Source organism: Rhizobium sp. RU20A, from assembly GCF_900155885.1.
GTDB lineage: Bacteria > Pseudomonadota > Alphaproteobacteria > Rhizobiales > Rhizobiaceae > RU20A.
Genome location: NZ_FTMB01000001.1, coordinates 16,599 through 36,503, shown reverse-complemented (window position 1 = coordinate 36,503; position 19,905 = coordinate 16,599). Strand labels below are relative to the sequence as shown.

At 66.9% G+C, this 19,905-nt stretch carries 15 protein-coding genes; 5 read left to right on the top strand and 10 right to left on the bottom strand.

The genetic code is table 11. From position 1 onward, the window contains the following. The first annotated feature begins 32 nt into the window (after positions 1-32). From F3H41_RS00165 to F3H41_RS00150, 4 genes are read left to right on the top strand one after another with little or no spacing between them, the layout of a single operon-like run. Complete coding sequence (locus F3H41_RS00165; RefSeq protein ID WP_149736582.1) at positions 33-908, top strand: folate-binding protein YgfZ; 876 nt, start codon at positions 33-35, stop codon at positions 906-908. Beyond that, positions 908-1,522, top strand: coding sequence for an HD family hydrolase (locus tag F3H41_RS00160; protein WP_149736581.1), 615 nt, complete (start codon positions 908-910; stop codon positions 1,520-1,522). Before F3H41_RS00165 ends, F3H41_RS00160 begins: the two co-directional genes overlap by 1 nt. Position 1,523: 1 nt before the next feature. Next, positions 1,524-2,066: a tyrosine phosphatase family protein gene (locus F3H41_RS00155; protein WP_149736580.1), complete on the top strand. Its 543-nt coding sequence runs from the start codon at positions 1,524-1,526 to the stop codon at positions 2,064-2,066. After that, positions 2,063-3,022, top strand: a complete 960-nt coding sequence (locus F3H41_RS00150; RefSeq protein WP_149736579.1) for an NAD regulator — start codon at positions 2,063-2,065, stop codon at positions 3,020-3,022. The genes F3H41_RS00155 and F3H41_RS00150 overlap by 4 nt, the downstream gene beginning before the upstream one ends. Before the next feature lie 134 nt (positions 3,023-3,156). On the opposite strand, the gene F3H41_RS00145 is transcribed toward F3H41_RS00150, so the two are convergent. From F3H41_RS00145 to recO, 9 genes are all read right to left on the bottom strand, one after another. Further along, on the bottom strand, positions 3,157-4,992 hold the full coding sequence (locus F3H41_RS00145) for a hypothetical protein (protein WP_149736578.1): 1,836 nt from the start codon (positions 4,990-4,992) through the stop codon (positions 3,157-3,159). A 183-nt stretch (positions 4,993-5,175) separates the two neighbouring features. Next, the gene (nadC, locus tag F3H41_RS00140) at positions 5,176-6,090 is read right to left on the bottom strand and encodes a carboxylating nicotinate-nucleotide diphosphorylase (RefSeq protein ID WP_149736577.1); all 915 of its coding nucleotides are present in this window, start codon (positions 6,088-6,090) and stop codon (positions 5,176-5,178) included. Between the two features lie 10 nt (positions 6,091-6,100). Further along, on the bottom strand, positions 6,101-7,699 hold the full coding sequence (locus F3H41_RS00135; protein ID WP_149736576.1) for an L-aspartate oxidase: 1,599 nt from the start codon (positions 7,697-7,699) through the stop codon (positions 6,101-6,103). 79 nt (positions 7,700-7,778) lie between these two features. Next, the gene (gene nadA / locus F3H41_RS00130; RefSeq protein ID WP_149736575.1) at positions 7,779-8,855 is read right to left on the bottom strand and encodes a quinolinate synthase NadA; all 1,077 of its coding nucleotides are present in this window, start codon (positions 8,853-8,855) and stop codon (positions 7,779-7,781) included. A 167-nt stretch (positions 8,856-9,022) separates the two neighbouring features. Continuing rightward, a complete protein-coding gene (locus F3H41_RS00125) occupies positions 9,023-10,264 on the bottom strand; it encodes an MFS transporter (RefSeq protein WP_149736574.1) in 1,242 nt (413 codons plus the stop codon). Between the two features lie 178 nt (positions 10,265-10,442). Further along, on the bottom strand, positions 10,443-11,288 hold the full coding sequence (locus tag F3H41_RS00120) for an MOSC domain-containing protein (protein WP_149736573.1): 846 nt from the start codon (positions 11,286-11,288) through the stop codon (positions 10,443-10,445). A gap of 75 nt (positions 11,289-11,363) precedes the next feature. Next, a complete protein-coding gene (locus F3H41_RS00115; RefSeq protein WP_149736572.1) occupies positions 11,364-12,026 on the bottom strand; it encodes an HD domain-containing protein in 663 nt (220 codons plus the stop codon). Beyond that, positions 12,019-15,006 carry a DUF2339 domain-containing protein gene (locus F3H41_RS00110; RefSeq protein WP_149736571.1) on the bottom strand — a complete coding sequence of 996 codons (2,988 nt, stop codon included), beginning with the start codon at positions 15,004-15,006 and terminating at the stop codon, positions 12,019-12,021. The genes F3H41_RS00115 and F3H41_RS00110 overlap by 8 nt, the downstream gene beginning before the upstream one ends. A 175-nt stretch (positions 15,007-15,181) precedes the next feature. Next, positions 15,182-15,949 (bottom strand): DNA repair protein RecO, encoded by a 768-nt coding sequence (gene recO, locus F3H41_RS00105; protein WP_149736570.1) that lies wholly within the window; start codon positions 15,947-15,949, stop codon positions 15,182-15,184. A gap of 169 nt (positions 15,950-16,118) precedes the next feature. Here recO and F3H41_RS00100 point away from each other — a divergent pair, with 169 nt between their 5' ends. After that, positions 16,119-17,129, top strand: coding sequence for an NAD-dependent epimerase/dehydratase family protein (locus F3H41_RS00100; RefSeq protein WP_149736569.1), 1,011 nt, complete (start codon positions 16,119-16,121; stop codon positions 17,127-17,129). A gap of 363 nt (positions 17,130-17,492) precedes the next feature. Here F3H41_RS00100 and F3H41_RS00095 read toward each other — a convergent pair whose 3' ends face one another. Beyond that, complete coding sequence (locus F3H41_RS00095) at positions 17,493-19,820, bottom strand: Tex family protein (RefSeq protein ID WP_149736568.1); 2,328 nt, start codon at positions 19,818-19,820, stop codon at positions 17,493-17,495. Positions 19,821-19,905: the final 85 nt, after the last annotated feature.

Sequence of the window (19,905 nt, the reverse complement as noted above, 5' to 3'; positions counted from 1 at the left end):
ACCTGTTCGGGATAACGCTCGAAGGTTTTGCCATGCCGCTCTTTTCCCTCCCCGACCGTTCCGTCATCACCATCCACGGCGCCGATGCCACCGGCTTTCTGCACGGCCTCGTCACCACGGATGTGGATGGACTGGAGCCGGGTGTCGCCGAGGCGGGGGCGCTTTTGACCCCGCAGGGCAAGATCCTTTTCGACTTCGTCCTTTTCCGCACCGGCGAGGGCTTGTCGATCGATGTCGCGACCAGCGAAGCGGAGGCGCTCGCCAAACGGCTGACCCTCTACAAGCTGCGCGCCGCCGTGACGCTGTCCCTGCCGGAACCGACCCCGGTGGTGCTGGGCGAGGATGTGCCGGCGCCGCAGGGCGCGGTGACCGACGGACGGTTCCGCCGTGCCGGTGTTACCCTCTGGCGCGCCTATGGTTCCTCCGCCGAAGCGATCGAGGACCACGCCAGCATCATCGAGGATGGCGAGGCGCTCGATGCGCTGCACATCAAGGCCGGCATTGCGCGGGCAGGCCGGGACTATGCGCTCTCCGACGCTTTCCCGCACGATGTGCTGCTCGACCGCAATGGCGGGCTTTCCTTCCGCAAGGGATGCTATGTCGGCCAGGAGGTCGTCTCGCGCATGCAGCACCGCTCGACCGCGCGTCGGCGGGTGGTGATTGTCTCCGGCGAAGCGCCGCTGCCGGACACGGGAACGCCTGTGACGGCGGGCGGCAAGCCGCTCGGCACGCTTGGCACCGTGGCGGGGCAGAGCGCCCTCGCCATCCTGCGCATCGACAAGGTTGCCGAGGCGGTGGCGGACGGCCTGCCGGTTCTGGCGGGCGACGTGCCCGTCACCGTCAGCCTGCCGGCCTGGACGGGTCTTTCGTTCCCTGCCCCCGATTCGGCCGGGACGGACGCATCGTGATGGAGGCGCCGTTCACGGCGCGGGCCTGGCAGCGCATGTTATCCGGCCGGCGTCTCGACCTCCTCGATCCTTCTCCGCTCGACATCGAAGTCTCCGACATTGCCCATGGTCTGGCGCGCGTGGCCCGCTGGAACGGACAGACCTTTGGCGATCATGCGTTTTCCGTCGCGCAGCACAGCCTGTGCGTCGAGGAGATCTTCCGCCGCCAGAACAAATGCGGGCCGGACGAATGCCTGATCGCCCTGCTGCATGATGCGCCCGAATATGTCATCGGCGACATGATCTCGCCCTTCAAGGCCATCGTCGGCGGCGGCTACAAGACCGTCGAGAAACGGCTTGAGAGCGCGGTGCACCTGCGTTTCGGCCTGCCGCCCTCCCCGCCCGAGACGCTGAAGGCGAAGATCAAGAAGGCCGACCGCACCTCGGCCTATTTCGAGGCCACGCTGCTCGCCGGCTTTTCGAACGAGGAAGCAAAGAAGTTCTTCGGCCTGCCGCGCGGCATTACCCGCGAGATGCTGTTCCTCGACCCGGTTCCCGCCCATGAAGCGCAGGCACGCTTCCAGGCACGGTTCGATGCCATCGAGGCCGAGCGCCGCGCCGCCGGGAGGACCTAGCATGCCGATGATCGTCGTTGCGCCGCTTGCCCGCATCGCGGAAATGGCCGTCCGGCACGGGGCGCGGGACATGCTGAGCCTGCTGGCCAAGGGGCAGGACTTTCACCGGCCGGGCGTGATTGCCGCCGACCGGCACCTGACCATCGACATGAACGACATCAGCTTTGCCGCAAAGAACGAGCCGGGCCTGATCGCGCCCGATGCTCTCCATGTCGAACGGATCATCGATTTTACCGGCCGCTGGAGCCGGGAGACGCCGCTTTTGGTGCATTGCTGGATGGGCGTGTCGCGCTCGCCCGCCGCGGCGCTGATCGCAGCGCTGACGGTGGCGCCGGAGCAGGACGAGATGGCGCTGGCGGCTCGGCTTCGCGCCGCATCGCCCTTCGCCACGCCGAATGCGCGGCTGGTCGAGCTTGGCGATGCCGCCCTCGGGCGTGGCGGCCGGCTCGTCAAGGCCGTGAAGGCCATCGGGCGCGGGGCGGATGCGGACGGCAATGCGCCCTTCGTCTTTTCCCCCTTCCCCGACACCGGGCAAGCCGCATGACGGCAGAGACCGTCGAGATCGGGCTGAACGCGGCAATCGTTGCCGTGACCGGTGCTTCGCCGCTTATTCTCGTCGTCGGCGCGGAAGGGGCGCTGCAACGCGACGGCCTGCCCTTCGGCCCCTTCGATCCCGGCCGGCACCGGACCTTCGAGACGAGCCTGCGCGACAGCGTGGAGCGCCAGACGGCGCTGGCGCTCGGTTATATCGAGCAGCTCTACACCTTCGGCGACCGGGGACGGCACCGCCTGCCGGGCGAAAGGGCCAAGCACATGGTCTCCGTCGGCTATCTCGCCCTGACGCGCACCGATGCCGAAGACAGCGGTCGGCTGACCGAGCAGGGTGCGGCCTTTCGCGACTGGTATCGCTACCTTCCCTGGGAGGACTGGCGGCAGGGCCGGCCGAAGCTCATTGACGAGATCATCCTGCCGGGTTTGTCGCGCTGGGAGAAAGAGGTCGGAACCGGCGAGCGCGCGGCGGCCCGAACCGCCCGCGTGCGCCTTGCTTTCGGCACGAGCGACCTGCCCTGGGACGAGGAGCGCGTGCTGGAGCGCTATGAGTTGCTCTACGAAGCCGGGCTTGTCGCAGAGGCCGCCGAGGACGGCCATGTGGCGGAGCGGCCGGAGGTCGCGCTTGGCCAGACCATGCGGCACGACCATCGCCGCATCTTCGCCACCGCCGTCGCGCGGCTGCGCGGCAAGATCAAATACCGTCCTGTCATCTTCGAACTCATGCCGCCGGATTTCACACTGACGGCTTTGCAGACGACGGTGGAGGCCATTTCCGGCCGGCATCTGCACAAGCAGAATTTCCGCCGGCTCGTGGAGGCCAACCAGCTTGTGGAACCGACCGGCGAGATGGCGGTCGCGACCGGCGGACGCCCCGCCGCACTCTTCCGCTTCCGCCGCCAGGTTCTCGCCGAACGCCCGTCTGCGGGACTGAAGCTCGGCGGTCGGTGAGCCTCAGTCTTCACGTGTGCTGCGGTTGACGGGGCGCCGCTTTCCGGCAACGGACAGGCTGACGATAAAGCACTGTGCCTACCGAAGGTCATCGACAGGTCCATCACGTCGGATGCGATCGCTGATCTCTCGTGTCACAGACGGTCGTGATCGATGCGGTAGAGGCGCAGGGAAGTATCCTGTGCTGCCGGCAGCGGCAGGAGAACGGGTTCCAGGCCCGGCACCGGGCGCCCTGCGATCAGGGATGCGAAGGCCGAGGACGGCGGACCCTCGTAGGCGGCAATCCGCGCCGGCGGATAGGCACACAACACCACATAGTCGAAGGGTGCCAGCGCCGCACGGCGCGCGGCAGGTTCCTGGAAATAGAGGGCATCGAACAGGCGGCGCATTGCCGGTGCGCCCCGATGGAAATGCAGGGCGCTGGCGACAGCACCGGAGGGAGCGCCCTCCAACATCTTGAGACTGACCGGCGGCGTGCTGAGGTAACGACCCGCCGGAAGGCTGGCGAAGGCGGCTTTGTCGGCGGGCGAACAGGTGTCGAGCGTCAGATAATCCGGCCCCTGCAAGGTCATGGCACTACGGTCGAGGGGAAGCAGCTTTGCAGTCGCGAAAAGGAGGCCTGCCGAACCGGTGGCCGTCAGCAGGGTGGCGGCAGCCAGTTGTCTGCGGCGGCCCGCTGTTGCTGCGAGAAGGCGCGTCAAAAGACCCGGCAGGAAAAGCGAGAGCAGCATGGCCGGAAAGGGCAGAAAGCGAAACGCGACCAGATTGCAGCAAAAGGCCGCAATGCCCATGGCCAGGACGAGGAGAGGCGCGACCCGCCCGCTGCGCACCTTCGAGAGACACGTCGCCGCCGCAAAGACGATCAGGGAAGCCTCGATCGCAAGGGGGATCAGGCGCGGCCACTGGCCGATGGCGACGAGAAGAAGGATCGAATTTTCCTGCGGAATCCGGTTCAGCCAGAGGCTGCGGGAGACGGAGTCGATCATCGCAAAGGGGCCGGTGAGAACTGCCGGCATGGTCGACAGGACGATCGCGATCGAAACGACGCCAGCAAACGCAAGCGCTGCAAGGCGGCCTGCGACTCCCCTGCTGGCGCTCATCGCCTTTGCCGCGACCACAGACAGAAAGGCGAAGACGGTGAAGAGCGTGACATAGGGCGCCGAAAAAATATCCGTCTCAACGGTGGTGAGCCCGCGCGGTCCTGCAACGAGGAGCGTGACGAGCGGCGCGAGCACGGTGAGGCTGAGCGAAAAGGTCAGAAAGACGCGATCAGCACCCGGCTGGTGGAAGACCCAGGCCAATGCGACGCCAGCCCAGAGCACGGCTATGATTGGCAGGCCTTCGAGGCCCACTGTCACGGACAGAACGACGGCGCCGGCCATCAGCATCGCACCGCGCGAGGACCAGAGCATGGTTCCGAAAGCCAGGGCAGCGAGCGCCAACAGTTGCATGCCGTGATGATCGATGCGCAGGGGCATGAATTCGAACAGCGCGCGGTTCATGACCAGCGCGGCGAACAAAACGCCGGGCAGACTCAGCGGCAGGCGCTGAGGCGCCAGACGAACCATGGTCGCCACGGCAAGGGCTGCGAAGACCAGCAAGAGAAAAGGCGGAAAGACGAGGAAGGCGAGATGCAGCGCGTCCTCCCGCGGGATTGCCCACGACAGAAGCCCGGCGATCGCCACATAGGGCGCATCGACCAGCCGTGACCACGGCGACACATAGGGTTCGGGCATGGCGATGCCGGACAGGGTCAGATCATACCAGCCCTTTCCCTGAAGGAGCTGGTGGATCTGCACCGCACGCAGCCGGTCATCGACGTCGACAGCGTTGCCACCGACGATCATGACATACAGCGCCATGAAAACAGCGGCCACGAGCAGGAAGAGCGCGAGCGCGCGCAGGCCAGCGGGCTTACCCGCCGGAATGCCGGCGCCACCCTCTGTTACCGACGATTCGTCTGCCGCCATGCCACGCTCCACACCGCCCGCACGGATGAGACCGGATTTCATCGCGACGGGCCCTGCTTCCGGCGTCACCGCTTTCGGCTGCAACGGCGGTTGCTCACTCGTGCCGAACAGATGTAGCGCGCGCCAGTTAACGTCTCGCTTCCGCGAGCGTCTGGGGGATTGGAAAGCCGGTCGCACCAGGGCTCAGCTGATGGTGATATCCAGCCCGATATCCAGCGTCGGTGCGGCCATGGTGATCTTCGAAGTCGAGATGTAATCGACGCCTGATTCGGCCAATGCGGCGATGGTCGCGATCGTCACATTGCCGGAGGCCTCGAGCTGCGTGCGTCGGACATCGTGCCGGTAGGCCTCCTCCGTCAGGCCGCTGTCGGCGCGGTTGATGGCGACGGCCTCCGCCAGCCTGTCCGCGCCCATATTGTCGAGAAGAATGACATCCGGCGCGGCGGTCAGCGCCTCGCGCATCTGGTCGAGGCTGTCCACCTCGACCTCGACACGGACCAGATGGCCGCAATAGGCGCGCGCGGCCATGACGGCACCGGCGACGCTGCCGCAGACGGCAATGTGATTGTCCTTGATGAGCACGGCATCATCCAGTCCGTAGCGGTGGCTGGAGCCGCCGCCGAGGCGGACGGCGTATTTTTCGAGCGCCCTGAGGCCCGGCAGCGTCTTGCGGGTGCAGGTGACGCGGGCATGGGTGTGGGCGATGGCATCGGCAAAACGGGCCGTGTAGGTGGCGACGCCCGAGAGGTGCATGAGATAGTTCAGCGCCACGCGCTCGCCCGACAAGAGGCCGCGGGCCGGGCCCGAGACGCGTGCAACGGGCGTTCCGGCGGCAACGCGCGCGCCCTCCTCCACCAGCGGCTCGAAGACGAGGTCGGGATCGACGAGGCGGAAAGCAAGCCCGGCCGGGACAAGGCCGGCAACGACGCCGGCGTCGCGTGCGTTGAGTTCAGCCGTCGCGTGCTTGTCCGGCCCGATCGTTGCCGCGGTGGTGATATCGCCGGCGCGGCCGAGATCTTCCTGGAGGGCGGCGCGGACCTGCGCCTCCACCAGCAGGGCCGGCAGAAAAGGCGGGAGGGATGCGGGATGGGCGGACATGGAGGGTTCCTCAGGCGGCAGCGGTTTCGGCACGTTCGGCAATGATGCCGTTCGCCTCGTCCAGCGTCATGTAGGTGCGGTGCCGGAAGGCGGGATCGGCAACCGGATGATCCGAACGATAGTGGCCGCCGCGGCTTTCGCTGCGCGCCCAGGCGGCGGCGGCGATGAGCTTGGCCGTCGTGACGATGTTGGTGAAGCGCAAGCGGGTGTTCTCGCGCTCCAGCTCCGCGATGCGCCGGATGGCAAGAGAGAGACCCTCCCCGCTCCTCACGACGCCGACAGTATCGGTCATCAGGCGGCGCAGGGCCTTCAGTTGCGGGCTGTCGGCGAGCGTCACGGGATCGTCGCTTTCGCCCTCGGTGTTGCCCCAGCCGACGAGCTTGGCGGCGGGCATGCTGCCCTTGATGCTCTCGGCAATGCGCGCGGCGAAAACGACGGCTTCGAGCAGCGAGTTCGAAGCGAGGCGATTGGCGCCGTGCACGCCGGTGGAGGCGACTTCGCCGGCGGCCCAGAGGCCGTCAATGGAGGTGCGGCCTTCCGCATCCGTCAGGACGCCGCCCATATGGTAATGCACGGCCGGCGCGACGGGGATGGGCTGGGTCACCGGGTCGATCCCGGCGCCGATGCAGGAGGCATAGACGGTCGGGAAGGCCTCGGGGAAGCGCTCGCCGAGCGCCTGCGTGCAATCGAGGAAGGCGCCCTTCCCGGCCTCGATCGCGGCGAAAACGCCGCGCGAGACGATGTCGCGGGGGGCGAGCTCGGCATCGGGGTGGATATCCGGCATGAAGCGGTGGCCATTCCTGTCCACCAGCGTCGCCCCCTCGCCGCGCAGGGCTTCGGTGGCGAGCGGCGCCGGATCGCGGCCGATATCGAGGGCGGTCGGGTGGAACTGCACGAATTCGGGATCGGCCACGATGGCGCCGATGCGCGCCGCCATGCCCACCCCCTGGCCGCAGGCTTCCCAGGGGTTGGTGGTGACGGAATAGAGGTGCCCGACGCCGCCCGAGCACAGAACCACGGCGCGGGCCGGAAAGATGGCACGCTTCTTCGACTGGCCGGCATCCGGACGGGCGACGACACCGGCGATGAAGCGGCCCTCGCGGATCAGTTCCTCGACCACATAACCTTCCAGAACGCGGATCGAGGGCGTCGCGCGCACCGAGGCGATCAGCGCCTCCATGATGGCCTTGCCGGCCATGTCGCCCTTGACGCGCACGATGCGGCGCTCGGAATGGGCCGCCTCGCGCGAGAGGATCAGCTTGCCTTCCAGATCACGGTCGAAGGGAACGCCATAGCCTAAAAGATCATGGATGCGATCGGCGGCCTCGGAGACCATGAGGCGCGTGACCTTTTCGTCGACAATGCCGGCACCGGCCGCGATCGTATCGGCAACGTGCTTCTCGACCGTATCGCCCGGCCCCATCGCAGCCGCGATGCCGCCCTGTGCCCAGGCGGAGGAGGTGCCAAACCCGATCGGCGCGGCAGCCAGCACGGTCACCGGCCGCGGCGCGAGCTTCAGCGCGCAGAACAGGCCCGCGAGACCACCGCCGACGATGACGATGTCATCGACGCCGTTGAAACTCTGCGGCCGGAAATTGTCAGTGAGCATTGGTCTTTCCTTCCCCGGCCCTCTCCCCGGACCGTTGCCGGCGCCTCGCGCCTGACGACGCGGCACCGGCCTTTGGCGCTCAAACCTTCAGGTTGATCATCCGCTCCACCGACCCGCGGGCGCGCTCGGCGATGGCGGGATCGATGGTCACTTCCTCGGTCATGAAGAGCAGGCTGTCGAGGATCTTCGGCAGGGTGATGCGCTTCATGTGCGGGCAGAGGTTGCAGGGCTTGACGAAATCGACATCGGGCAGTTCCGCCTGAATGTTGGAGGCCATCGAACATTCGGTGACGAGCAGCACACGGTTGGGGCGGTGGTCGCGCACATAATTGATCATGCCCGAGGTCGAGCCGGCAAAATCGCAGACGGCGATAACGTCCGGGTGGCATTCGGGGTGGCCAATGATCTCGAGCCCGGGATGGGCTGCCTTGTAGGCCAGCAGTTCTTCGGCGGTAAAGCGCTCGTGCACCTCGCAATGGCCCTTCCAGGTCAGGATCTTTTTCTTCGTCTGGCGTGCGACGTTGAGGGCGAGATATTCGTCGGGGATGCAGAGCACCGTGTCGCTCTCCAGGCTTTCGACGACCGAGAGCACGTTGGCGGAGGTGCAGCAGATGTCGGTCTCCGCCTTCACGTCGGCGGAGGTGTTGACGTAGGTGACGACGGGAACGCCGGGATAACGCTGCTTCAGCAGGCGCACATCCGCGCCGGTGATCGACTCCGATAGCGAGCAGCCGGCCTTGCCGTCGGGGATCAGCACGGTCTTTTCCGGGTTGAGGAGCTTCGAGGTCTCCGCCATGAAATGCACGCCGCACTGGATGATGATCTCGGCATCCACCTTGGTCGCGTCACGGGCAAGCTGCAGCGAATCGCCGGCAATATCCGCGACGCAGTGGAAGATGTCGGGCGTCTGGTAATTGTGGGCGAGGATGACGGCGTTGCGCTCCTTCTTCAGCCGGTTGATGGCGTGAACATAGGGCGCATAGACGGGCCATTCGAAGGCGGGGATGAAGTCTTTCACCTTTTCGTAGAGCGGCGCCGTTTCGCGGGCGATCTCCGGCGTGAAGGAGAGGTCGGGGCGCTGCAGAATGCCGAAACGGGCAGCGGCGCTGCCTTCAGCGGGCTTTGCAGGCGCGATCTGGCCGACATTGATGTTCATGGCACCCCTCCTCGAAACCTTTATGCTCAAAATGAGCAAAAGAAGGTCAAAAACAAAACCGGCTTGGCCGGCGGCATGGATTTAGAAGCTTTTGTGACGGAATTCAAGACTGCGAAATCTTGCCGGACGACGATGGGCTCGCGCCGTCCGGCAGCAGGCCGTGTGCGTCAGGCCGCCACGGGACGGGCAACGGCGCGTTCTTCGATCGGCCAGTGGACGAGCGCGGCGAAGAGGCCGAGGCCCACGCCGATCCACCAGACGGGGTCGTAGGAACCGAAATGATCGTAGAGATAGCCGCCCATCCACACGCCAAGGAACGAGCCGACCTGGTGTGACAAAAAGACGATGCCGCCCAGCAGGCCGAGATGGCCGGTGCCGAACATGATGGCGACAAGGCCGTTGGTCGGCGGCACGGTGGAGAGCCACAGGAGGCCCATGACGATGGCGAAGACGATGACGGAGGTCGGCGTCTGCGGCAGGAGCAGGAAGGCCGAGACGGCGATGGAGCGACCGATATAGATCAGCGACAGGAAATAGGGCTTGGAGTAGCGCTGGCCGATGATGCCCGCGCTGAGCGAGCCGATGATGTTGAAAAAGCCGATCAGCGCAAGCGCCATCACGGCATAGCGCGCGTCGATGCCGATGTCGCGAATATAGGCCGGGAAATGCGCGGTGATGAAGGCGACCTGATAGCCGCAGACGAAGAAGCCGGACACGAGCAGGAGATAGCTCTTGTGGCCGAAGGCCTCCTTGAGCGCCTCGGCAATCGACTGCTTGTAGACCGCCTGTTTCTGGCTGCCGGAACCGGCATTGCCCCGGAGCGGTATCGCGACGATGGGCACGAGCAACATGAGGGCGGCGAGCACCAGAAGGCTGTCCGACCAGCCATAGGCGGATATGAGCGCCTGCGAGAGCGGAGCGAAGAGAAACATGCCGGCCGACCCCGCCGCCGTGCCGATGCCGAAGGCAAAAGAGCGGCGCTCGGGCGCCACGTTGCGAGCAAATGCCGAGAGCACGATGCCGAAGGATCCGGCGCCGACCCCAAGGCCCACCAGCACCCCGCCGCCGATATAAAGCGTCACGGGCGCCTCGCCGACCGACATCAACGCGAGGCCGCTGGCATAGAGCACACCGGCCAGCAGCAGCACGCGCCAGGTGCCGAACCGGTCGGCGATCGCGCCGAAGACGGGCTGGCCGAGGCCCCAGCACAGATTCTGGATCGCCATGGCAAGGCCGAAGGTGGTGCGATCCCAGCCGGTCTCCTGCAGCAGGGGAAGTTGGAAGAAGCCCATGGCCGAGCGCGGCCCAAAGGTCAGCAGGGCAACGACGGAGCCGGCGGCAATGATAAGCCAGGGCAAAGCGGCGGGATTGCCGGCAAGCGGGCGGCTGGCGGGGGATGAAAGCGACATGGCGAATCTCCGACGGGCGGGTGCGGCCCGCATGGTCGTCGCGCCGGAATTCCCTGGCGCCAAGGATAGCGGCGACCGACGCTCCGATAAAACCAAATAAATTGAGCGAGAGTTCACGCCGATTGATCGATTCCCTGCCCTTCCATCGCGGTTGTCGATGGAAGAACCGGCAGGTCGATCAGGCGCGGACCTTCATTGGCCAGCGTTCCGCGCGACGGGAGAGCACGGTGACGCTGTCGCCGACGGCAAGGCGCCCCTCGCCGCGCACCACGGCATTCCAGCCGAAGAGCACGCCGGGCACCCGGCGGTCGGCAGACATGCGCTTGACGGCAAGGCCCTCGATGGGATTTCCGCCGGTGCGCTCGCCGGTCATCTGGTCCTGCGTGGTCATGATGCAGCGCGTGCAGGGCTTGAGGAGATCGAAGCGCAAACCGCCGATCTCGATTGCTTCCCAGACATCCTCGTCCCAGGGCGTGTCGTTCTCGATGAGAATGTTGGTGCGGAAGCGATCCATGCCGACCGGCGGCTGGCCCTTCTGCGTCAGCGTGGCATTGAGGTCGGCGAGCGACGCGGTGGTGGTCACGAGGATCGGGTACTCGTCGGCAAAGCCGACAGCGGCCTGGGGCCCCGCGCCGGGATCGTTCACGCCGCGCCGCGCCAAGGCATCCATATGGGCGAGCAAGACCGGGCGCCCGAACCAGCCAGAGAGTGTTTCGTTGGCGGCATCGGTGGCGAGCGCCGCGTCGATCGCTGTTCCCCAGACGGAGACCGAACGGCGGCGCGCGGGTTCGAACAGCGCCGTCAGGCTCTTTTCGGCAAGGGTCAGATGGACGCCGCTCGGCACCGGCGTTGCGGTGACCTGCGCCAGCGTCTGGAGCTCGCGCTGGGTGATGGCGGCGCCGTCCGGTTCGGTCAACAGGAAGCGGCGGTCATAGGTAAAGCCGTCGAGGCGGCAGTCGACGCTGTCGAGCGGGATGGCACGGGCGCTTTTCAGCGGATGAATGTTGAGACCCTGGACCTTCATCGCGCGCTCCTCACAAACGGATTCAACAGCATGGCATTCCGATTCCGTAAAAGCCGCCAAGCGGCTGATCCGGCATCAGATTTCGTCGAGCAGCAGCTCGCGGATAAGGCCGAGGCGCTCGTGGCGTTCCTGCGCCAGCTTGCGGCCCGTGCCGGTCTGGAAGCCGTCCGCCAGCTTGAAGAGCTTGGTTTCGAAATGATCGAGCGCGAAGGCCTTGTCGTCCAGCGGACGGGCGCGGGCCATGGGATCAAGCGGATCATAAAGACCGCTGCCGAAACGGCCGGCAATGTAGAAGCAGCGGGCGGCGCCGACCATGCCGAGCGCATCCAGCCGGTCGGCATCCTGCAGGATCTTCGCTTCCAGCGTTTCGGGCGGGATGCCGGCGGAAAAGCTGTGGGCGAGGACGGCATGGGCCACCGCCATCATGTCCGAACTGCGCCAGCCAAGCTGATCGAGGACCTCATAGGCGCGCTCGGCGGCAAGGCGCGAGGCATCGGCGCGGTTCGGCGCATTCTTCTCCACCGCCACGCAATCATGCAGGAGGGTCGCGGCGGCAAGCACACGCACATTGCCGCCCTCCCCGCGCCGGATGCGCAGCACATTCTTCCACACGCGGATGAGATGGGCGGCATCGTGCGATCCATCATCGCTGACGATGACGAGCGGGAGAAGCTGGGCGGCCAGCTCATGTTCCGGCGCGAAGGCGGCGGCGAGCGCCTTCAGGCGCGGATCAGGCATCTGCATTCTTCTGTTCCTCAGCCGAATCGGCCGGCAGGGCGGCGGGTTGCTCATCCGACATACGCGAGAGAATCCGCTGGTAGAAGAGGCCGATGCCGATCAGCACGACGCCGAGGCCGATGAAGGACAGGGCCCGGAGGAAGCCTTCAAGCTGGGCCATGTCGAACAGGAAGACCTTGGCGACCGAGAGGAAGACGAGGACGGCAGAGGCGATGCGTACGGCACGCGAGCGCCACTTGATCCCGGCGAGCAGCAGGAGCACGCCGAGCAGCAGCCAGACGAGCGAATAGGTGTACATCTCGCCTTCGAGGATGCCTTTCCAGTCGGCGATGGTTTCGCCCTGCCAGAAACGGCGCACCGTGAGCGTCGCCCAGGTGAAGGCCAGCACGCCGCCAGTGACGGCGAGCGCGGCAACATAGGGCTGCGGCCGACGGCCCCGCGCCTCGCGGGCGAGGAACACATAGCCCGCCGCCGGCAGGAGGTAGCCGATGAAGAGCAGGTCGAGAACCGGCAGGCTGCCAAGGCGCTCGCCCGTGAAATAGGGATTGAGCGCGAAGAGGTGAGCCGAGAGGACGCCGAGCATGGAGAGCACGCCGACCAGCATGCCGCCGATGCGGAACACCGGGCTCGGCGCCTTGAGGTCGAGCCGCAGGAAGACGGCCGATGCGCCGATGGCGAGCAGCGTATAGATCGACTGTTCGCCGAGTGTCGGGGCGCGGCTGTCGAGCACGCCGCCGGACAAGGCATGGCGCACAAGGATGGCGATGGTGAGCAGCACGAAGAGGCTGGCGAGCGCCTGGATGACCTGCATGGCACGCAGATCCGGCCAGCGGCGCAGCTCGAAGGCGGCCAGCATCAGCAGCAGGGCGGGAATGCCGTAGCCGGCCAGCAACGGGTTGAAGACCGGTGTCGTGGAGAGGTGTTCCGGCCCGACGATGGTGGGCTCGATGGCGATACGGACGGCAACGGAAAGCGTGGCGGCGACCATGGCCCAGGGCAGCGCCCGCCAGGCCCTCAGCCGGGTACCGGCGACAAAGAGCGCGCCGGCAAGGGCAAGGCCGAGCGTGGTGGCGAGCCCATCCGTCAGGGCATGCAGCGCCAGGATGACGAGATAGGCGCTGCCGGCGATCAGCCAAAAGACGGCCGTATCCGTGCCCTTGCCGCCGATGCGCGAGCGCAACTCTGCGACCGCGACGAGCACGGCGGCGGCGGCGAGCGCGAAGAGGCCGTGGGTCCAGTCGACGGCGAAGGCGCCGACCGCCACGAAGGTGAGCGTGGTGACGATTGCCGGCGCAAGCGCCATCAGCACCGCCCAGAGCGTGGCAAAATCCGGCCGGCTCCCGGCGAAACGGCGCTGCACGAGGGCGCCGATGAAGAGGAAGACGACCGACAGGGCCATGCCTGTGGAGATCACGACCTTCGGCGCAGGTCCCAGCGCCAGAACCACGCCGGGAATGGTGTCAAAGAGGGCGGCCATGACGATCTGCAACAGGCCGGCCGAGGTCAGCACCGTCATGCCGCCGATGGCAGCGACCAGTGCTGCGGGCGCTGCCGGTGCAAGACCCGGACGAAGCGCGCCGGCCATGGCCAAGGCCGTTGTCAGCGCCGCAAAGGCGGCGAGAGCGGCGCCGGAGCGCGCCAGCCACTCTCCGGCATCGAAGCCGCCGGCTTCGGCGAGGCCAGCGATGAAGAGCGCCGGGAGCAGGACGGCGAGCGTCGCCGTGATCGTGACGGCGGCAAAGGCGGGAGCGAAGAGCCTTTCGCCGGCAGAGCGTGTGCGGGCCCGGCCGGTCGAGGATGCGGCTTCGGGAATGTCCTCCTCCGCAGCCGCGCCCGGCCAGAGGAAGGCCATGGCGGCGACGACGAGCAGCAACGGCAGGCTGACCAGGAGCGGGTCCACCGGCTCGGCCACGGCGAGATAGAAGAGCGCCCACAGGCCCATGCCGAGATTGGCGATGGCGGGGGCCACCGTCCAGCGCCGCAGGCGGCTGGCGGCGAGCGCCGCCACGAGGGTCACGGAGAGGTAGCTGAACAGAATGGCGGCCGAGGGGTGTTCGCTGGTGACCAGCAGCGGCGTCGCCATGGCCGCGACAAGGCCGAGCCCGGCCAGCGCCTGTCCGTGCAGCAGCGACAGCGCCAGCGTCAGGAAGGAGACGGCGGCGAGCGCCGCAAAGGTCGTCCCCGGTCCGATGAAGCCATACATGCCGTAGGCGGCGTAGGCGACCGCAAAAAGCGTGACGGCGCCGGCGGCCGTGAGGATGCCGGGGATCATGGCATTTTCGTATTCGGATGCGATGGCCGGCACGGCGCGTCGGCGCACGATCTCGCCGGCCGCCATCAGCACGAGACCGAAGAGCGCAGCGAGCGTCAACCGCACGGCCGGGCTCAGCAGCCCCGCATCGATGGAATATTTGACCATGAAGATGCCGCCGAGCGCCAGCGCGAAGCCGCCGACCCAGACGGCCCAGCGGGCACCAAGCGTGCTTTCAAGCGTCGCCGTGGCGCGCGGCTGCGGCGCATCCAGGGCGGCCGCTTCGCTGCGCCGCAAAGGCTCGCCGCGCGCGGCGCGCTCGACGGCTTCCTGGTCGGCTGCCACATTTGCGGAGGATGTCGCGGCAGGCGCGCCGATGCCGGCAAAGATGAGGTCGCCAATCTCGGCGTCCGTCGGCCGCAGGCGCGACGGCAGACGGGCAATGTCGCCCTCGGCCGTGGCAATGCCGGGCGGCGTTTGCGGTGGGGTGTCTGCCGGCGCGTCATCAGTGATGGCAGCGGGCGGTGCACTCTCGCTTGCCGTGGGTGCCGTTACCTGTTCCTCTTCGAGAGGCAAGGCCGTTACCGCCGGAGCCGGGAACGCCCCTTGCGCCTCGCGCAAGGCCTCCAGCTCCTGTCGCAGACCCTGCACCTCTCCGGTCAGCGACCGGACGCGGGACAGGGCGGTCAGAGCAGCGGCAAGGGCGATGAGCGCAACGACAATCAGCAAGAACGGCTCCACAGGCGGGCAGGCAAACCCTTGGCACCACGGGGTGGCGAGAGGCTTCCTTCCACCCCGCACGTCAGCCAAGTCGTGGACAACATATTCCTTTTCCGCCTTGATCCAACCCCTCGGCGCCGATCGAGCCGGTATTGCGCGCGTGGATGGCGGGGGCACGCCCTCCTCAGGCCGCGTCCGGGTCCGTTGGGTCCGTCTCTGTCTCGCGGCGCAGCGCCTTGAGAGCCGCGCGCACGAAGCCTTCACGGGCATCCGATGCGGCAAGGCCGCGCGGCTCGTAGACATGGCGGGCCAGGAAGAAGGCCGTGAGGCGGAAGGCGGCGGCAAGCGAGGCCTCGTCGGCGGCGGTGCTGGTGCCGGGGGTCAGAAAGCCCGGGAGCGCCAGCATTCGGTCCGCATAGGGCCGGCCGGCAGCGCGCGAGACGGCACGCCCGCTCTTCGGCGAGACGAAGGCGAGGTCGGTGCGGATGCCGGTGGCGGCACATTCGGTCAGATCGAGGCCGAAGCCGAGGTCGTTGAGAAGCGCCAGCTCGAAGCGCACGAAGAGCTCGCCCGCGGCAGCGGCATCATCGAGATGGTCGAGAATGACGTCCAGCGCCTCATAAAGGTGCGGATGCGGATCGCGCTCGGGCAGCAGCCGCAGCAGGGCGGCCATGGCCTGCACGCCGTTGACGGCGGTTGCCGTCTCCATCAGCCTTGCTGCGCGCAGGCGCACCGGCTCGATCCGGAACTCGCCGAGATGATCCTCGATGCGGGCGCGCCAGGTGACCTCGACCGCATTTCCGGGTTGCAGCACCGGCTGCAGGGCGCGCGAACGGCCGCCGCGCACCAGCCCCAGATGCCGGCCCCGCCGCGGCGTCATCACCTCGGCAATGACAGAGCTTTCGCCGTGCCGGCGCACTCCCAGAATGATGGCGTCTTCGGTCCATTGCATGGCCGTTCCTAGCGCAGCTCGCCGCCGGGCGGAACGGTCAATTGACCGATCCGGCGGCTGCATACTGGCAAATCAAGCGTGTTTGGGGTAAAAAGCCGATTTCAAAGCGCCGACGCCCTTGCAATTCGCAGCCGAGCCGATACCGGAGAGGCAAGGAAAGGCAGACCCCATGCGCTACTTCATCACCGGAACCGCCGGCTTCATCGGCTTTCACCTCGCCCGCACCCTGCTCGAAAACGGGCATGACGTGCTCGGCTTCGACGGGATGACGGATTATTACAATCTCCACCTGAAGCACGGGCGCAATGCAGCGTTGGCACAGTTTCCGCGCTTCCGTTTCGTCGAAGCGATGCTGGAGGATTTTTCCGCCGTCCACGGCGCGATGAAGGACTTCAAGCCCGACGTCGTGGTGCATCTCGCCGCCCAGGCCGGTGTGCGCTACAGCATCGAAAATCCGAAATCATACCTGACGGCCAATCTGGTCGGCTCCTGGCACATTCTGGATGCCGTGCGCGATGTCGGCGCCGGGCACCTGCTGCTCGCCTCCACCTCGTCCATCTACGGCGCCAGCCCCTCGATCCCCTTCCGCGAAAGCGACAAGGCCGACGAGCCGCTGACCTTTTATGCCGCGACGAAGAAGAGCATGGAGATGATGGCGCATTCCTACGCTCACATCTACCGCATCCCCACGACCGCTTTTCGCTTCTTCACCGTCTACGGCCCCTGGGGCCGGCCGGACATGGCGCTCTTCAAATTCGTGAAAGCGATGATCGAGGGCACCGAGATCGAGATCTACGGTGAGGGCAAGATGAGCCGCGACTTCACCTATATCGACGACCTCGTCACCTCCATCATCGACCTCTCCGCCATCCTGCCCACGGAAGAGACCCGCGTTCCCGAGATCGACACGCTCTCGACCCAGGGCCCGTTCCGCCTCGTCAATATCGGCGGCGGCCAGCCGGTGGGCCTTCTCGATTTCGTCGAGACCATCGAGCGCATCATGGGCCGCCCGGCGCTGCGCAAGATGCTGCCCATGCAGACCGGCGACGTGCCGCGCACCTTTGCGGCGCCGGATCTCCTTGTGGCGCTGACGGGCCGCAAGCCGGAGACGGGACTGGAGACGGGGATCCGGGCGTTTGTGGAGTGGTATGAGGCGCATCGCGGGGAGTTGAGGCTGTAGAGGGCAGATGGTGTCGGGGTGCGGAGTCCGCCGCGCCTGAGCCCTCTCGAAGCGTTGCGGGATTTGGACAAGGGTGCCATGCCGAACGTCGTGTTTAACATCTGACGTCGTGCCCAAAGGTCACCCCACCCCGGCGCCAGCGCCGACCCGCCCCCTCAAGGGGCGGGTGGGAGGATGCCGCGAGTGCCGTCTCTCTCTCCCTCACTCTCAGGGCCGGGCGAGTTGGTGCGGCACTTGCCGCGGCGACCCCACCTCCCCTTGAGGGGGAGGTCGCCGCAAAGCGGCGGGTGGGGTGATCCCCCGACGGTCCGATGACGCACAGCGGTTCCGCGCGGCAAGAGCATGGAACCCTCGCCCCACCCCTCACTTCCGCTTCAACGCCTCCATCAGCGCTGCGCCGAGCGCCCCCTGCCCGGCCGCGTTGCCGCCCTTGGCGGGCGGCGGGCTGGCCTTGGCGGGGCCGGACGAACGACGGTCCCGCTCGCGGTTGTCGCGCGTTGGCGGGGCGTCATTGCCGGCCGAGGCGCTGGAGCGCATGGAGAGGCCGATGCGCTTGCGGGGGACATCGACTTCGGTGACGCGAACCTTCACCACGTCGCCGGCCTTCACCACCTCGTGCGGGTCCTTCACGAACCGGTCCGCCAACTGTGAGACATGGACGAGGCCGTCCTGGTGGACGCCGATATCGACGAAGGCGCCGAAGGCGGCGACGTTGGTGACGGTGCCTTCGAGCAGCATGCCGACCTTGAGGTCCTTGATGTCATCCACGCCGTCCGCAAAGGTCGCGGTCTTGAAGCTCGGGCGCGGGTCACGGCCGGGCTTTTCGAGTTCGGAAAGGATGTCCTTCACCGTCGGCAGGCCGAAGCGATCGTCCACGAAAAGCTTCGGGTCGAGCTTCTTCAGCGCCGCCGTGTCCCCCATCAGGGCGCGAAGATCCCGGCCGCAGGCGGCGACGATCTTCTTCGCCACGCCATAGGCTTCCGGGTGCACCGAGGAGGCGTCGAGCGGCTCCTTGCCGTTCGGGATGCGCAGGAAGCCGGCACATTGCTCGAAGGTGCGGGCGCCGAGGCGCGGCACCTTGAGGAGCTCCTGCCGGCTGGCGAAAGCGCCATTGGTATCGCGGTAGACGACGATCGCCTCAGCCGTCGTCTTGCCAAGGCCGGAGACGCGCGAGAGCAGCGGGGCGGATGCCGTGTTGAGATCGACGCCGACGGCGTTCACCGCGTCTTCCACGACGCCATCCAGCGAGCGGCCGAGCTTGCCCTGGTCGACATCGTGCTGGTACTGGCCGACGCCGATCGATTTTGGCTCGATCTTCACCAGTTCGGCAAGCGGATCCTGGAGGCGGCGCGCGATCGAGACGGCACCGCGCAGGGAGACGTCGAGGTTCGGGAATTCGGCGGCTGCCGTTTCCGAGGCGGAATAGACGGAGGCGCCGGCCTCGGAGACGATGACCTTGGTGGGCTTGGCGCTGGCCGCCGGGAAGGCTGCGAGCATGTCCGCGACCAGCTTTTCCGTCTCGCGGCTGCCGGTGCCGTTGCCGATGGCGATCAATTCCACACCATGCTTGCGGATCAGGCTCGCCAGCTCGGCCTGCGTGCCGCGAATGTCGTTCTTCGGCGGGAAGGGATAGACGGTGGTCGTCTCCAGCAACTTGCCGGTACCGTCGACCACGGCAACCTTGACGCCGGTACGGATGCCGGGATCGAGGCCCATGGTGGGGCGCGAACCGGCGGGGGCGGCCAGCAGCAGATCCTTGAGATTACGGGCAAAGACGCGGATCGCCTCTTCTTCGGCTCGCTCGCGCAGTTCGCGCATCAGGTCGAGCGAGAGCGACATGGAGAGCTTGACGCGCCAGGTCCAGCCGATAACCTCCATCAGCCATTTGTCGGCAGGGCCGTTGCCGATGGCGAGGCTTGCGGCGATGATACGCTCGACGGGCTTCACAGGGCTCGTATCGCCCTCGTCCACGGTGATATCGACGCTCAGCACCTCCTCGTTCCAGCCGCGCAGCATGGCGAGCGCGCGGTGGCCGGCGGTGGTCGCCCAGCGTTCGGTGTGGTCGAAATAGTCGGAGAACTTGGCGCCGGCCTCCTTCTTGCCATCCACGACGCGCGAGCGCAGCATCGCCACCTCGCGCATATGGGCGCGCAGGCGGCCGAGCAGGTCGGCATTCTCGCCAATGCCTTCGGCGACGATGTCGCGGGCGCCTTCGAGCGCGGCCTTCACATCCGGCACCTCGGCGGTGACGAACTCCGCAGCCTTCGTCGCCGGCACCAGGCTCCGGTCGGCAAGCAGCGCTTCGGCAAGGGGGCCAAGGCCCCGCTCGCGGGCGATCTCGGCCTTGGTGCGGCGCTTGGGCTTGTAGGGCAGGTAGAGGTCTTCGAGCTCTGCCTTGGTGGTGACGGCGGCGATTTTGTCTTCCAGTTCGTCCGTCAGCTTCCCCTGCCCGCGGATCGACTCGAGGATAGCGGCGCGGCGGGATTCGAGGTCGCGCAGATAGGCCAGGCGTTCGGCGAGCGTGCGCAGCTGCGTGTCATCGAGCCCTTCCGTCACTTCCTTGCGGTAGCGGGCGATGAAGGGAACGGTCGCGCCGCCATCCAGAAGCTCGACGGCCGCCGTCACCTGCTGGGGTCTGGCGTTGATCTCGCCGGCGATGATGGCGGCGATCGGCAGGGGCGGTCTCTTCATGGTCGTCTTCCTCGGGGCGTGAATCGGGCGGACCATAAAGGGTCAGCCGATCATGGCCAAGGCGAGGCAGAGGTGGCATCCACAG

Coding starts and splice junctions, on each gene's coding strand:
- F3H41_RS00165 (WP_149736582.1), top strand. CDS start 33: ATGCCGCTCTTTTCCCTCCCCGACCGTTCCGTCATCACCATCCACGGC.
- F3H41_RS00160 (WP_149736581.1), top strand. CDS start 908: ATGGAGGCGCCGTTCACGGCGCGGGCCTGGCAGCGCATGTTATCCGGC.
- F3H41_RS00155 (WP_149736580.1), top strand. CDS start 1,524: ATGCCGATGATCGTCGTTGCGCCGCTTGCCCGCATCGCGGAAATGGCC.
- F3H41_RS00150 (WP_149736579.1), top strand. CDS start 2,063: ATGACGGCAGAGACCGTCGAGATCGGGCTGAACGCGGCAATCGTTGCC.
- F3H41_RS00145 (WP_149736578.1), bottom strand. CDS start 4,992: ATGGCGGCAGACGAATCGTCGGTAACAGAGGGTGGCGCCGGCATTCCG.
- nadC (WP_149736577.1), bottom strand. CDS start 6,090: ATGTCCGCCCATCCCGCATCCCTCCCGCCTTTTCTGCCGGCCCTGCTG.
- F3H41_RS00135 (WP_149736576.1), bottom strand. CDS start 7,699: ATGCTCACTGACAATTTCCGGCCGCAGAGTTTCAACGGCGTCGATGAC.
- nadA (WP_149736575.1), bottom strand. CDS start 8,855: ATGAACATCAATGTCGGCCAGATCGCGCCTGCAAAGCCCGCTGAAGGC.
- F3H41_RS00125 (WP_149736574.1), bottom strand. CDS start 10,264: ATGTCGCTTTCATCCCCCGCCAGCCGCCCGCTTGCCGGCAATCCCGCC.
- F3H41_RS00120 (WP_149736573.1), bottom strand. CDS start 11,288: ATGAAGGTCCAGGGTCTCAACATTCATCCGCTGAAAAGCGCCCGTGCC.
- F3H41_RS00115 (WP_149736572.1), bottom strand. CDS start 12,026: ATGCCTGATCCGCGCCTGAAGGCGCTCGCCGCCGCCTTCGCGCCGGAA.
- recO (WP_149736570.1), bottom strand. CDS start 15,949: ATGCAATGGACCGAAGACGCCATCATTCTGGGAGTGCGCCGGCACGGC.
- F3H41_RS00100 (WP_149736569.1), top strand. CDS start 16,119: ATGCGCTACTTCATCACCGGAACCGCCGGCTTCATCGGCTTTCACCTC.
- F3H41_RS00095 (WP_149736568.1), bottom strand. CDS start 19,820: ATGAAGAGACCGCCCCTGCCGATCGCCGCCATCATCGCCGGCGAGATC.